At 62.8% G+C, this 12994-nt stretch carries 12 protein-coding genes; 3 read left to right on the forward strand and 9 right to left on the reverse strand.

Going from position 1 to position 12994, the window contains the following annotated elements:
* Positions 1-193: 193 nt before the first annotated feature.
* The 5 genes from folP to ACSU1G_RS22460 all read right to left on the reverse strand — a co-directional run bounded on the left by folP (position 194) and on the right by ACSU1G_RS22460 (position 4798).
* Positions 194-1168, reverse strand: a complete 975-nt coding sequence (folP, locus tag ACSU1G_RS22440) for a dihydropteroate synthase (RefSeq protein ID WP_439282242.1) — start codon at positions 1166-1168, stop codon at positions 194-196.
* A gap of 140 nt (positions 1169-1308) precedes the next feature.
* On the reverse strand, positions 1309-2106 hold the full coding sequence (locus tag ACSU1G_RS22445; protein ID WP_439282243.1) for an ABC transporter ATP-binding protein: 798 nt from the start codon (positions 2104-2106) through the stop codon (positions 1309-1311).
* Positions 2103-3107: an ABC transporter substrate-binding protein gene (locus ACSU1G_RS22450; protein WP_439282244.1), complete on the reverse strand. Its 1005-nt coding sequence runs from the start codon at positions 3105-3107 to the stop codon at positions 2103-2105. The genes ACSU1G_RS22445 and ACSU1G_RS22450 overlap by 4 nt, the downstream gene beginning before the upstream one ends.
* Positions 3108-3116: 9 nt before the next feature.
* On the reverse strand, positions 3117-3773 hold the full coding sequence (locus ACSU1G_RS22455) for an ABC transporter permease (protein WP_439282245.1): 657 nt from the start codon (positions 3771-3773) through the stop codon (positions 3117-3119).
* A gap of 197 nt (positions 3774-3970) precedes the next feature.
* Positions 3971-4798: an ABC transporter permease gene (locus ACSU1G_RS22460; RefSeq protein ID WP_439282246.1), complete on the reverse strand. Its 828-nt coding sequence runs from the start codon at positions 4796-4798 to the stop codon at positions 3971-3973.
* 202 nt (positions 4799-5000) lie between these two features.
* On the opposite strand from ACSU1G_RS22460, the gene ACSU1G_RS22465 reads away from it, so the two are divergent.
* A complete protein-coding gene (locus ACSU1G_RS22465) occupies positions 5001-5543 on the forward strand; it encodes a flavin reductase family protein (protein ID WP_439282247.1) in 543 nt (180 codons plus the stop codon).
* On the forward strand, positions 5536-6168 hold the full coding sequence (locus ACSU1G_RS22470) for an SDR family NAD(P)-dependent oxidoreductase (RefSeq protein WP_439282248.1): 633 nt from the start codon (positions 5536-5538) through the stop codon (positions 6166-6168). The genes ACSU1G_RS22465 and ACSU1G_RS22470 overlap by 8 nt, the downstream gene beginning before the upstream one ends.
* Here ACSU1G_RS22470 and ACSU1G_RS22475 read toward each other — a convergent pair.
* Positions 6165-6866 (reverse strand): IclR family transcriptional regulator, encoded by a 702-nt coding sequence (locus tag ACSU1G_RS22475; RefSeq protein WP_439282249.1) that lies wholly within the window; start codon positions 6864-6866, stop codon positions 6165-6167. The two genes, ACSU1G_RS22470 and ACSU1G_RS22475, sit on opposite strands and share 4 nt — an antisense overlap.
* 73 nt (positions 6867-6939) lie before the next feature.
* On the opposite strand from ACSU1G_RS22475, the gene ACSU1G_RS22480 reads away from it, so the two are divergent.
* Complete coding sequence (locus ACSU1G_RS22480; RefSeq protein WP_439282250.1) at positions 6940-8205, forward strand: acyl-CoA dehydrogenase family protein; 1266 nt, start codon at positions 6940-6942, stop codon at positions 8203-8205.
* Between the two features lie 679 nt (positions 8206-8884).
* On the opposite strand, the gene ACSU1G_RS22485 is transcribed toward ACSU1G_RS22480, so the two are convergent.
* From ACSU1G_RS22485 to ACSU1G_RS22495, 3 genes are all read right to left on the reverse strand, one after another.
* Entirely contained in the window at positions 8885-10228 is a 1344-nt protein-coding gene (locus ACSU1G_RS22485; RefSeq protein ID WP_439282251.1) for a hypothetical protein, read from the reverse strand.
* A 134-nt stretch (positions 10229-10362) separates the two neighbouring features.
* On the reverse strand, positions 10363-11253 hold the full coding sequence (locus tag ACSU1G_RS22490) for an NAD(P)-dependent oxidoreductase (RefSeq protein ID WP_439282252.1): 891 nt from the start codon (positions 11251-11253) through the stop codon (positions 10363-10365).
* Positions 11250-12965, reverse strand: coding sequence for a dihydroxy-acid dehydratase (locus tag ACSU1G_RS22495; RefSeq protein WP_439282253.1), 1716 nt, complete (start codon positions 12963-12965; stop codon positions 11250-11252). The genes ACSU1G_RS22490 and ACSU1G_RS22495 overlap by 4 nt, the downstream gene beginning before the upstream one ends.
* Between the last annotated feature and the right edge of the window lie 29 nt (positions 12966-12994).

The raw sequence follows: 12994 nt of genomic DNA on the forward strand, positions 1-12994 counted from the left end.
GCCGAGTCCACCTAGTGACCGTCATATGCGCCGTCGAAGGTGGTCATGTACTGCAGGTCATGGCCGGGAAGCGGCGTATTCCGGGAACTCGCTCCGAAGGTCGTCGGCAGAACTGCGGGGACCGATTCTCGGTGGGCATACAGGGTGAGCAAGCCTCATCGGGCGTTTGCCCGCTCCAGTGGCAGCAGCTGCCTCAATGTTGCAGAAGTTCCTCCCATTCGACGGCGTCTCCTAAACCGACAGAGCGGTCAGCGGGGGCGTTGGCCGGCCCCATGTTGTGCTCCATGCGCATCGGTTCACGCCACCCGAATACCGCCTCGCTCATTCGTGCAATCGAGGACGCTGGTCCGACCTGATGCATCCGGATGATGCGGGCACCTTGCATGATGCACATCTGTGCGGCTGCGAGGGATCCGGCGAGCCGGGCGGATTTGTGCTGGTCTAATGTCTCGCCGATGAAATCTTTGTTGGACACGGCCGCCAAGGCTGGAAATCCGAGTGCAGTGATCTCTTCGAATCGGCGGGTCAGTTCAAGGGAATGGAGGGTGTTCTTGTTCAGGTCGTGGCCGGGATCAACGATTATCTTCTCTGCAGGCACCCCTAGGGACACTGCTTGGTCCACTTTGCGGTGAAGAAATGTCGCAACCTCGGTCACCACGTCGGTGTACGAGGGGGAGGGATATGGGGTACGCGGGCGTGCTAGGGAGTGGGTGATCACCAGATGGGCGCCAGCCTCGGCGACGACCCTGGCGACGTCCGGATGGGAGAGCCCGGTGGTGTCATTGATGACGTCGGCTCCCTCCTCCAACGCGCGTTCTGCCACGGCTGGGTGAAAGGTATCCGCGGAGATGATGGCCGTGCCCGCCGGACCGGAGCACCTGCGCAGTTCTCGGATCACGGGGACTATGCGCTCGGCCTCCTGTTCGGGCGGCACTGCCGGGCCAGGTGCGAAGGGTGCCCCGCCGACATCAACCCATTCGGCGCCGTCTGACACAGCTTGTCGCGCTGCAGAGACGGCGGCGTCTAGGGCGAATGTGGCGCCGTCGTCGAAGAAGGAGTCCGGGGTGCGGTTGACGACAGCCATCACGAGGATGCGGCGGCTGAAGTCCACTGTGCAGTGCCGGAATGCGTGTAATGGGTGGGCGAGTTCGGGCAAGAGGAGCGGCAATGGGCACCCTTCTCTGGAAGGTAGGAAAGAGGTATCTCCTCGATCCTTTCGAAATTCTGCCTTAGACAGGTTGTTCCAACACCTCATCTTCGCGTTGTCAGTCCAGCCATTAGGGCGCCCAGTAGGGTGCGCCGTACTGATCAGAGGTCGCGGATGGTTTGCAAAACCTGGGAACGCGTACTGCTGAATCCGGTTAGCTCCTTCGTGCGGATCTGGTCCCTTTCGCGAGGGAGGGGGACCTCGACTATCTTTTGCACCGTGGTGGGGGGCTTGGACAGGACGGCAATGCGGTCACCCAGATAGACGGCCTCATCAATGTCGTGCGTGACGAAGAGGCACGTCAAACCGGATTCCAAATGGATGCGGCGTACCAGGTCCTCCAGGTCACTGCGCGTCTGGGCATCGACTGACGCGAACGGCTCGTCCATCAGGAGCAGCGATGGGCGGTAGGCCAGTGCGCGGGCGATCGCGACTCGCTGTTGCATCCCGCCGGAGAGTTGCCAAACCCCACTGCGCATGAATTTCTCCAGGCCGACGGAGACCAGTGCCTCCTCGGACCGCTCTTTGACCTCGGCCCGGGATAATCCTTTGTGGATTAGTGGAAACTGTACGTTCTTCTCGACGTTCAACCATGGCATGAGAGACCTGTTGTAGTCCTGGAACACCATGGACAGGCCCTTGGGTGGCCCGGTGATTTCCTGCCCCTCGAACAATGCCGTTCCGCTGGTTGGTGCCTGCAGCCCCGACAGGCACCGCAGCAAGGTCGTCTTGCCCGCTCCGGAAGGTCCGACTATGCAGAGGAATTCACCGGGTTGGACGGAGAAACTGATGTCCTCGAGCGCAACGAAGTGTCCGCGGTCGGATTCATAGGTCTTGTTCAGGCTGGTAACCGATAGCAGTGCGTCACGGTCCACTTCAGCCAACAGGGGAGTTGTCACAGAGCGTCAGCCCCTCCCATGAAAACGTCGAGGTCGACGGAACCTTCCTGCAGCTGTCCGTGCTTGACCATCAAGTCCACGACACGTTGCAGATCCTCCCGGGAGGTCTCGCCGCCCACCCATTCTTCCAACACCATGTTCTCTGCGACGGGCATCTCGAACTTTCCGAGTTCGGAAAGGTACTCGGTGTCCCGTTGGGGGTCCTCTTCCAGGGCTTGTGCAGCCTCATTGGTGGCTTCAAGGAAATCGCCAACGATTTCCTGGTTCCCCTCTTGGTACTCGGTGGTGGTCACCAACGCACCCTGCGGCATGCCCTCCAGAGCGGGAATCGAATTAAAGTCGATGAGCATTTCCAGATCCGAGTCCCCCTGGCTTTCCAGTGACGCGCGGGAGGGGGGGGTCAGATGTCCGGCATCCACATCGCCGCGTTGGATAGCGGCAATCGTCTCTGGGGGGGCTACCTCGACCATGGTGACGTCGTTCAATGTCATTCCCGCGGTTTCCAGGGCCTCGGCAACCATCGACTCGCCGTATCCGCCCAAAGACGCGACGGCGATCTTCTTGCCGCGCAGGTCCTCCATTGAGGTAATGCCCGCGTCCTTCTTCACGTACACCGTCTGCATTCCGTCCTGCAGTTTCTGGACGCCGGTGATCATTCGGAGGTCGACGCCGGCTGCCATTGCGTTGAACGCGGGCTGGTAGGTCAGGTTGGCGATATCTGCATCTCCACTGGCGACCAACTGTGCCAGAGCTGATGTTGACATCAGCGTGGTGGTATCGAGTTCGATGCCGCGTTCTTCAAACAGCCCCAGGTCCTCGGCGACGAGGACCTGGCGTGCGCCGGTACCGGTGGAGAAGGAACCGTAACTGACGGAGGTGCTCCCACCGTCGTCGGCAGCGTTGCTTCCACTGTCCGGTGAGCCCGTCCCTCCTGTCGAGGCGCAGGAGGTGAGGAGTAGGGCAGACGCCAGGGCGGCGGTTGCGCGTCGGAGGTTTTTCATAGTGATTTCCTAACTGTTCTGCGCTGTGTGCCAGCGGAGGAGGGGTCGTTCGACAAGGTTGAGGATGACAGAAAGCAGGTAGCCGATGGCGCCGAGCAGGAGAATCCCTGCCCACATGTCAAGTACTAGGAATCTTCGTTCGGCGTACAGGACGTAGTAGCCAACACCGTCGCTTGCGCCGAGCATTTCGGTGAGGACCATAACGATCATCGCGATCATGGTCATCAGCCGCAGGCCAGAGAAGATTTGGGGCATGGCACCGGGTAAGAGCACTCGGGTGAAGAAGTCGAGCTTGCCAATTTTGTAGACGTGGCACACATCTACAGTCGTGTCGTGAATGTCCTTAACACCGTGGATCACATTGAGCATGAACGGGAACAAGGCCGCTACGACGATCACGCTGATCTTCATGGAATCGCCGATCCCCATAAGGGCGATGAAGATGGGGACTTTGGCGGTGGACGGGATAGCGCGGATGAAGTGCACAACCGGGGTGAGCAAATGATCGAGTAGTTGGATGCGTGCGATCGCAACTCCAAGGATCAAGCCGATGACGATCGCTATACCAATGGCAGGCAGCAGCCTGCCCAAGCTGGCCGCCACCATGGCCAGGACGTTCGTCCCGAAGGTGCCGTTGGGGTCAGTATTGGTCCAGGTGGTAGCCATGTGACCCAACACCTTGGACAGCGGGGGAATGAAGAGCGAGGGAAACAGTCGTGCGTACAGTTCCCAGACAACCCCGGCAGCAACAAGCACCCCGAGCTTCAGGAGGACACCCGAGGCTGTACTCCAGCTGCGTCGCGCCCGCCAGAATGGTGTCGAGATCTCGCTCGTCGTCGCTGTGGGGGCCGTAGTAAGAGTGGTCATCGTCCGCGCCCTCCGGCAGCTTTATTCCAAGGAAATAGGATCCGACCCAAGGAAACGAGAGCCAGGGTCAGCAATAACCCGATGACTCCCGAAAGATAGGCGCCGGCATACACGAAATCACGTCGGGTAATCGCATTCAGGTAGGTCATGAGCCATTCCCCGATACCCCCGCTGCCACCGGCCAACATCTCGGTACCGATGGTGACCAGCAGGGCTGCCGTCGCCGCAATCTGGATACCGGTGTAGATGAACGGCGCAGCAGAGGGCAGGACAACCCGCACCATGGCCCCGAACCGGCTGACTCCGAATACACGTGCGGCATCCTTCTGGAGAGGGTCCACCCCGCGCACGGCATAGATGGTGTTGAACAGGATGATCCAAAAGGTCGAGTACGCCACGAGCGCCACCTTCATCTCCGCGCCAGCCCCAAGGATCAAGAGCGCGGGCGGTATGAGCGCCACCGCGGGCAAGGGCCGCATGAACTCGATGAGCGTGCTCACGGCGGCAAAGGTCGGCCTGTTCGTACCGAAGAGAATTCCCGTGGGCACCGCCAGGAGAATAGCCAGTCCGAGTCCTATGAGTGCGGCGGACAACGTATCCCATACGGCTTCGTGGAAGACCGAATCCGCCAACACCGTGAACGTCGTCGCAGCCACAGTAAGAGATCGAGGCAATTGCTCGGGCGGTATGTCGAACAGGATCCCGGTCACGTCCAACAGGACGAAGAACAGAATGATCCCCAGTAGGCCGTATCCGACGGCGGGAAGCCGTCCGAGGGCACCACGCCGTCGAGTTGGGCGCGAACGTGCTGATACTGCTGTCATGTACAGGCACCTTTCAGGCGGCATGCGTCCCGGCGTGTCTGAGGTAACCGCCTTATTCAACCCAGAATGGGCAACTGCTTACGGAGTACCACAATTGAACCTTGTGGACACATAGTAACCATGTGAGTTAGATTACGGAATACCTTCAGCGAAATCGATGACTTTTCCGAAGGTGTAGACGAACTCAAGGGGTAGGAGTCCGATGACCAAGGTGGAGACAGTCAAGAAGCAGCTTGCCCCGGAAACGGCGGCTTTCCGCAGGGTGCTGGGGCGATTCGCCAGCGGGGTTGCCCTTATCGATGCCTCATCCGGGATAGAGAGACATTCCATGCCAGTGACTTCCTTTGCACCTGTCTCCCTCGAGCCTCCGCTTGTCCTCTTCTCTGCGTGGACTACAAGCCAGTCATGGGCGGGCATCAAGGAGATCGGTGCCTTCAGCGCCTCTTTCCTCGCCACCTCCCAGATCGATCTCAGCAGCGGCTTCGCCCGGAAGTCACCCCACCGTTACGAGCTCACTGAATGGGAAGATCTGCCAAGTGGGCAGCGGCGGCCCAAGGACAGCGTTGGCTGGATGGACTGTGAAATCCAGCGGGTCGTCGAAGCTGGCGACCATGAAATCTGCATTGGCCGTGTGATCGATCATGGCCTCGGGGCGGAGGGGTTAAAACCCGTCATCTTTTACACGGGAAGCTACTGGACAGGGATGAATTTGGCCGAGCGGCCAAGGGAGGCTACTGATGCCTGAGGCCGTAGTGATTGGCGGATTGTCCGGGCAGCTGGGCGCACGCCTGTTGCCCCACCTGACTGTCGAGAATGGTTGGCACGTACTGGCCTGGGACGTCAGGACGCAACGCGGCAGGTGGCACTCTCCGGATGGCAGCCTCGACAGAGACGGTGTCTCCCACGAAGTAGCGCTCAAGACCGTGGAGGGCCTCACACTGAGAGGCGTGGTCGCCCTCAGCGGTCGGTATGAAAATACGCCTTTCCTCGGTCAAGCAGGAGAGCGGGAAAAGGATCTGTTCGCAGCGAACTACTTCGCGGTAACAGACCTACTGCGCTCTTGGTTGCCCACGCTGATTGACCGTAGAACTGGAACCTTCATTACGATCTCCACCCGGGGCGCCGTCGAGCCTTATCCGGGGGCGGCAACCTACCTGGCCGCAAAAGCGGCGACGCTGACGCTAACCGAGGCTCTCACCTTGGAATTGGGCGAGCAGGGCATCCGCGGGCACTGTTTGGTGTGCGGCCCCATGTGCGACGAGCCGGTACCGGAAGGAAGTGTGGCATACAGGCAGGTGGCAGAGAGGATTTGCCACCTGCTGGCCGAACCTGGACCCACGGTGGACTACTTGCCCGCACTCAACGCCTAACCCTGGCGGGCGTCATGAACGGCCGCCATTGCAAGGCGCACTAGCCCGTCGAGCTCGGTCCTACTGAACTCGCCAGCGCGCAGGAAGGACACCGAGCCCACAGACCCCTGTAGGTCAAAGGGGACCCCAATGCCTGAAACACCCGAACGGATCGTGCCACTAGTAACCGCGAATCCCTCCGCTCGGCAGCGAGCGACCAGGGGATCCTCCCCATCCTTAGCCGGCAGGCACGACAGTGCTGCCACCACCGGGGCCGATAGGACTTCCATGCCGTAGGAATAGCCAACGTCTGCAATGAGATGGAACCCGAAGCCTGGAGGTACCTCGATATGCCGAACGACCAGCCGTCCGGCGTCCATGACGTTCAGCATCCCCGTCACCGCTACCTCCCGGCACACTCGGCGCATCTGGGGTTCAAAGACCTCTTTCAAACGATCTGGCACCCTCTGCGCAAGTCGCTTGAGCCCGAAGCCAAGTTCATATCGACGATCGGAGGGGCGCCGGCTGATGTATCCGACGCCCTCCAAAGATCTCAGAATGCGATACAGCGGCGCCCGGTGGGTGCCGAGCATGTTGACGAGTTCGCCTAGGGCAAGCCCACCTGGCGCATCTGCGAGTGCCTCAAGTATCCGCATCGCCTTGTCGACAGTCGTTGATGTGTCTTTGACGGGAAAACCCTCCGTCTGCTCTTGTTCCACACACCTACTCTAGATACACTCTGGGCACACTATCAATACTGCACGGACAATATTTATACTCTAAGGGGCATTCATGAGCATTACCTCCGTGGCTGACGCCACAGCCAGCAGCCAGCGCCGTGAGACCGACCTCCTCGAACTCGTCAAGTCCATGGAGTCGGTCATCCGAGAGGCCGAGCCGAGGATTGAGACCGAAGGCCGGGTCCCGATCGAGATAATTCACCAGCTCTATGACGGCGGATTGTTTCGCTCCTTTCTCCCCCGTGAACTCAGCGGGCTGGAGGTGCACCCAGTTCAGTGGCTGGAAGCGATCACCGAACTGTCCCGCATCAATGGATCCGTGGGTTGGCTTGGGATGCTCCATGCAGGAGGCACGTGGTGCGAACCGGAGGTTATGGCACCCATCATCGAGAAGGACCGGTGGATCACGGCGGGCAACCTGGGACGTGCCGCAGGAAAGGCCTACCGCGTGGACGGCGGATACCGGATCAGCGGGAAGTGGCCATTCTGCAGCGGTTCGCCGGAGGCGACATATCTTTATGGCCGCGCGATGCTCTACGACGAGAATGATGAACTCGTTATCCACCCGGTAGATGGAAATCCCTGGTACATCACGGGGTACTTCCCCCGGCAAGATGTGATCATCCACGACGATTGGGACGCATTAGGCCTGCGCGGAACCGGCAGCGGGCACATCGAAGTCCAAGACGTTTTCGTCCCTACCGAAATGGTCAACGAACTGGGCGTTCACTACCGGGCCTATGACCGGCCTCTCTACCGGGCACCCTTTAACTTGCTGGCGCACTCTGCCCACGCAATCGGATTGCTTGAAGCCGCCCTCGACGAGTTCACCAAACAGGTCCACAAGGCAGCTGCCCACGGTTCCTTACGTCAGGCACGGCTTGGGAACGAGCAAATTCATCAGCACGCAGCCGGAAAGACCGATGCAGTCATCCGGTCGCTGAAGGCCTTCCTGATGGACGCGACCAACGCCGCCTACGAGAACGCACAGGATCACGGACCGGTGGAGTACGAACACCGAGTGCGGATTCATCAGACCAATGTCTTCTGTGTTCAGACCGCCAACGAGGCTATGCACTACATCTACCAGCAGACCGGATCACCCGGAATCTTCCGCGGCACCCGCATTGAGCGAATCTTCCGGGACATGACGGTGGCTGCCCAACACACAATTGTAGGCGACGCCTCCATGGACCGCGTTGGACAGTACCTGCTCACCAAGGACCTGCCCAGCGGACCTCAGATTGATGTATCCAGCACGGGATTCATCATGGGTCCTCACCCTCAGTTTGACACGAAGGCGTCCGATGCTGAGTAAGGCAACTCTGATCTAATCTGCTAGCGACGCTAGTTCGATAGGTAGACAAGCGACAGACAGGGCGAGGTCGAACTGCGTTTGGGCGAAGGCTTCTACAGAGAGGCCACCACGGTGGCGGAACTGCCCGTTTAACTCGGCCATTGGGTCAGCAGCTGCGCTTCGGGCAGTACCTGTGGACCATCTGGAGGAATCATCCGCGAGGCGGTGGCTCAAGCCACCGTCTCGCGTCCTTCTTAGACGACTCCCCGTAGCAAGAACCTCCCGAAGGTGCGGTTGATCTCTGCGGGGGTGTAGGCGAAGAAGTACTGTGAAGTCTCGGGACATCGTGCACAGGTGCACGATGTCCCGAGACATCACAATCAGACCACTACACCACTACACCACTACAAGGGACTTGACCGAAGGTGCTACGGAACACAACCATGATCCTATCGGCTTTGTCGAGGTGGCCCACCGGCCACTTCGCCGACTCGGAACCAAGCCCGTCTCACCGAGTGGTGGGAGCCGCTATCCGCAGGAGTACGGGAGCAAGTACCTCGAGTCGGTCGGCCGCCTGTCGACTCGACCTGGGTCGGCTACGCGGCCAAAATGTCGCCCAAGGTTTGCTCGGCTTGCCGTACTAGCGGAAACTGGCTGATCGCCTCCGGGGTCGGATTCTCTGGGGCCGGCCGTGAGAGGGCTAGGACCCGGTTTCTGCGTCCGCTTGATCAACTTCGGTGGCATCGACGGTGTCGGACTTGCCGGGTCCCAAGCCCTTGCGGCGGAAGCGGTCGCCTCCTTTGAACGGCAGGTTCGGACGCTTGAGGTTCCGCACCGACTCCAGTGACCGAGCTGCTGCTCCTCTGACGGTTTCCGTGGGCAGCTGGACGCCGCGCACGGCCCCAGCTGACTTCACTGCGGCGCCCTTGATGGCATCGCTGCCGGAGACGGCCAAGTCACGAAGCGATGCCGTCCACCCCTTGTTCTCCCAGGATTCCAACTGGTCCTCGAACCAATTGACCTGGGAGCCGAACTCTCGGATCTGAGTCTGGACTGTGGACGCAGCGTCGTGAAGCGTGGCAATTTGCATAGGGTGAGCCACACGGATCCGGTCGGGCACGTCGACGGCCGTTAAAATATGTGAGAGAACCTCTTCGAGGGCTTTCTGGAGTTCCTCCGACATCTGGTGGCTGCGTTCGACGACCAGCTGGCGGTGTTCTTCGGCCTGGTCTGGATCCACGCTCTCCACTCGGGCCTGTTCGAGTACGCGGAATCGAGACAGATTAACCATGCATTGGGCGAGGACTGGCAGCCAGAGAGGCATGAGCTCCTTGGCCATGCTCTGGACGATCTCGTCCCGGTCCGTGATTCTGGCCTCTGCCGCGCGACTTGCCTCTTGACGAATCCTGTCGATGCCATGGTGCCAAGTTGAGAGCACCTCCGGCTGAAGTGACTGGACCTTGTCCCACGATGAGGAGCCGATTTCCCCGACGCGTTGGTACAGCGTGAAGGATTCGAAAATGACTGAGGTGACTCCTCGGGTTGCCCCGACCATTTCGGAACGTCGGTCGGCTGCCAACGCATCGATCTTGTTCTCGATGCCCTGCAGGGTCTCCTTCATCTCTTCAGCAGCCGCTTGGGCAGCAAAGGACGCGGCGAGTGTGGCGACATTGGCGAGTACGAGTGGATTGGTCATCCGGCCCTTGGGCATGGAGAACTTGAGGTGCTTGTCGATGCGACCTTTCTCGCCTCGAATGACGCCGCTCATCAGCCCGTTTCTTGGCTGATTCGTGGCCTGCAATGCCTTGAGTCGTGCGGCGCTCTCCTCAGTCATCCGCACCCAGCGCCCGGACTGCTCCTGCACTTGGGCCGTCACGCCGCAGGCTTCGCTGACGCGACGAGCTGCATTAGCAGATAGGGCACCGCCCAGAATCTCGGTGGAACCAGCTACGTGGTCCACCACAGATTCGACGGCGGCCAGTTCGCCGCTGATCAGCCAGACGTCACCATGTTCGACAACGGCAAGTTCGTTCATGCTTTCCATGGGGTGCAACCTTACTTAGGTATCGACGTGGCAAGCAGGAATCACCACAGCGCTTCTGGCTAGTGTTGCGTGAAGTGCTATCTCGGATGACTCAATACTGGCTGAACTCGAACTCCACCGCCGTCCGGCTCAGCCTATCCGCGGCCGAATCCCGTTCCTGTCCCACCTCGCTCATGGTCGTAAGCTTCAGTCAGCGCCGCGAAGGAGCCCTCGGGATGCGCCGCGGCCGCGGCCTCCCACGTGCGTCGGACTCCCGGCATCAAGGCACTGGAGATTCCCGAGCCGTCCAGCGCCCCGTCCACCAGGTCCAGCACCTCGAGGAACTTCTCCAGGCCGGCCCCGTCCGGGGCGTTCTGCCCCCGCACCGCGTCAGTGAACTGCAGCTCCAGCCGGCGGGAAGCGGCCCAGCCACCCATCAGGGCATCCAGCGCAACGTCGGGATCGATCCCCAGAACCCGCACCAGGGCCGCCGCCTCGGCCGCGGCCACCGAGTGGGCGGCGACGAGCAGCTGGTTGACCAGCTTGACCGCGGTCCCGGCGCCCGGCCCGCCCACGGGCACGATCCGGCCGCAGGCGGCCTCCAGGATCGGCCGTGCCGCGGCGAGGGCCTCTTCGGTGCCGCCGCACATCGTCACCAGGGTGCCGTCCGCGGCCCCTGCCGGTCCGCCGGACACCGGCGCATCCACGTAGTGGATGCCGCGGGCGCTCAAGGCCGCGGCCACATCCCGGGACGTGGCGGGGTCCACCGTCGCGTGCTCGATCACCAGCTGCGCCTGCAGCGCCGAGGCCCCCGGGCCGTCGTCGAGAAAGACCTCCCGCACCGCCGCCGTGTCCCGCAGGCAACTGACCAGCACCGGCCGAGCGGCCACCTCCTGAAGCGTGCCGGTGGCCAGACCGGCTTCCTGCAATTGCCGGGCCCGTTCGGGCCGCCGCGTCCAGGCCAGGACGTCGTGCCCGGACTGCTGCAGGCGCAGTGCCATGGGCTCGCCCATGGCGCCGACGCCGATGAACCCCAACTCGGTCACGATTCCTCCCTCTCGGCCTGACCGGCCGTCTCGGCGACCAGGAAGTCCAGGTCGCACCCCTCGTGCGGCTGCAGCGCGTGCCGGGCCTGCAGCCGGGCAAAGCCCCGCGCCGGCGTGGGCGGGGGCGCCACCGGTTCTCGCGCCGCGAACTCCTCCTCAGGCACGCAGTGGTTGAGCTCGCCAGTACCGGCGTCGATCACCACCTCGTCCCCGGTGCGCAATCGTGCCAGCGGGCCGCCGGCAGCGGACTCTGGGCTGACGTGCAGCACCACGGATCCTGTGGAGGTCCCGCTCATCCGGGCGTCGGAGATCCGCACCATGTCCCGCACCCCCTGGTGGTGCAGCTTCGCGGGGATCGGCAGGTGCCCGACCTCCGGCATCCCCGGGGCCCCGACCATGCCGAGCCCGCGCAACACCAGGATGGTGGAAGCCTCCACCTCCAGCTCCGGGTCGTCGATCCGGGCGTGCAGGTCCTCCAGCCCGTCGAACACCACCACGCGGGCCCGGTGCCGGGGCGGGGCGTCCGCGGCGAGTTTCATCACGCAACCGTCCGGCGCGAGGGAGCCGCGCATCAACCGCAAGGCACCGCGCGGCGCCACCGGGTTCTGCACGGTGCGCAGCGCAGGATGGCCCTCCGCCGGGGGCGTGGCGTCCAGGACCTCGCCCCAGGTCCGACCGCCGGCCGCCGGAGCCTGTCCGTGGATCCGGTCCCCGAGACGCCGCAGCACCTCCGGCACGCCGCCGGCCTGGTCCAGGTGTTCCAGCAGGTAGCGGCCGCCGGGCCGGACATCGGCGAGCACCGGGGTGGTCCGGGACCACTCGTCCAGCCGCTCCAGCCCGATCCGCAGCCCGGCCCGCCCGGCGATCGCCTCCAGGTGGATGACGGCATTGGTGGAGCCGCCCATCGCCGTGATGGCCCGGAACGCGTTCTCCAGGGACTGCAGCGTCACCAGGTCGGTGGGCACCTGCCCACGCCCGACGGCGGCCACGATCGCCTCCCCGGTGGAGCGCGCCAGCGCGCGGCGAGACTCACTGGCCGCCGCCGGCAGCGTGGAGCCCGGCAGGGCGAAGCCCAGCACCTCGGCCACCGCCGCCATGGTGGTGGCCGTGCCCATCACGTTGCAGGTGCCGACCCCCACGTTGACGCTGCCCTCCAGCGCCGCCCAGGCACCGTCGTCGAGCTCTCCCACCCGCCGCTGTTCACACAGGGGCCACACGTCATCCACGGTGAACTCACGGTTTGCCCCGAAGCAGGACACGGGGCGCGGGCCGGCGGCCCCCACCATGGCGGGCACCCCGGCGCTGAGCGCCCCCATGATCTGGGCCGGGATGGTCTTGTCGCAGCCGCCCAGCAGCACCACGCCGTCGATGGGGGAGGCGCGGACCATCTCCTCCACATCCATGGACATCAGGTTGCGCAGGTACATGGACGAGGGCCGGGAGAAGGGCTCGGAGATCGAGATGGTGGGGAACTCCAGGGGAAGGCCCCCGGCGGCCCGGACCCCGGCCTTGACCTCCGCCGCGAGCTCGCCCAGCCCGGCGTTGCAGGGGTTGAGCTCGCTGGCGGTGTTGGCGATGCCGATCACCGGCGAGCGGCGGACGTCCTCGGCCGAGAATCCCGCACCGCGCAAGAACGCGCGATGCATCAACCCGTCCTGGTTGTCCCCGCGGAACAGGGCGCCGCCCTCGCGGCTGATTCCCTCTTGCGACATGAGTGCTCCTCGTTGAAAGGTGTTGAAGG

The sequence above is a fragment of the Microbacterium sp. A93 genome (assembly GCF_051842835.1).

Coding starts and splice junctions, on each gene's coding strand:
- ACSU1G_RS22450 (WP_439282244.1), bottom strand. CDS start 3,107: ATGAAAAACCTCCGACGCGCAACCGCCGCCCTGGCGTCTGCCCTACTC.
- ACSU1G_RS22495 (WP_439282253.1), bottom strand. CDS start 12,965: ATGTCGCAAGAGGGAATCAGCCGCGAGGGCGGCGCCCTGTTCCGCGGG.
- ACSU1G_RS22460 (WP_439282246.1), bottom strand. CDS start 4,798: ATGACAGCAGTATCAGCACGTTCGCGCCCAACTCGACGGCGTGGTGCC.
- ACSU1G_RS22465 (WP_439282247.1), top strand. CDS start 5,001: ATGACCAAGGTGGAGACAGTCAAGAAGCAGCTTGCCCCGGAAACGGCG.
- ACSU1G_RS22455 (WP_439282245.1), bottom strand. CDS start 3,773: ATGGCTACCACCTGGACCAATACTGACCCCAACGGCACCTTCGGGACG.
- ACSU1G_RS22485 (WP_439282251.1), bottom strand. CDS start 10,228: ATGGAAAGCATGAACGAACTTGCCGTTGTCGAACATGGTGACGTCTGG.
- ACSU1G_RS22480 (WP_439282250.1), top strand. CDS start 6,940: ATGAGCATTACCTCCGTGGCTGACGCCACAGCCAGCAGCCAGCGCCGT.
- ACSU1G_RS22470 (WP_439282248.1), top strand. CDS start 5,536: ATGCCTGAGGCCGTAGTGATTGGCGGATTGTCCGGGCAGCTGGGCGCA.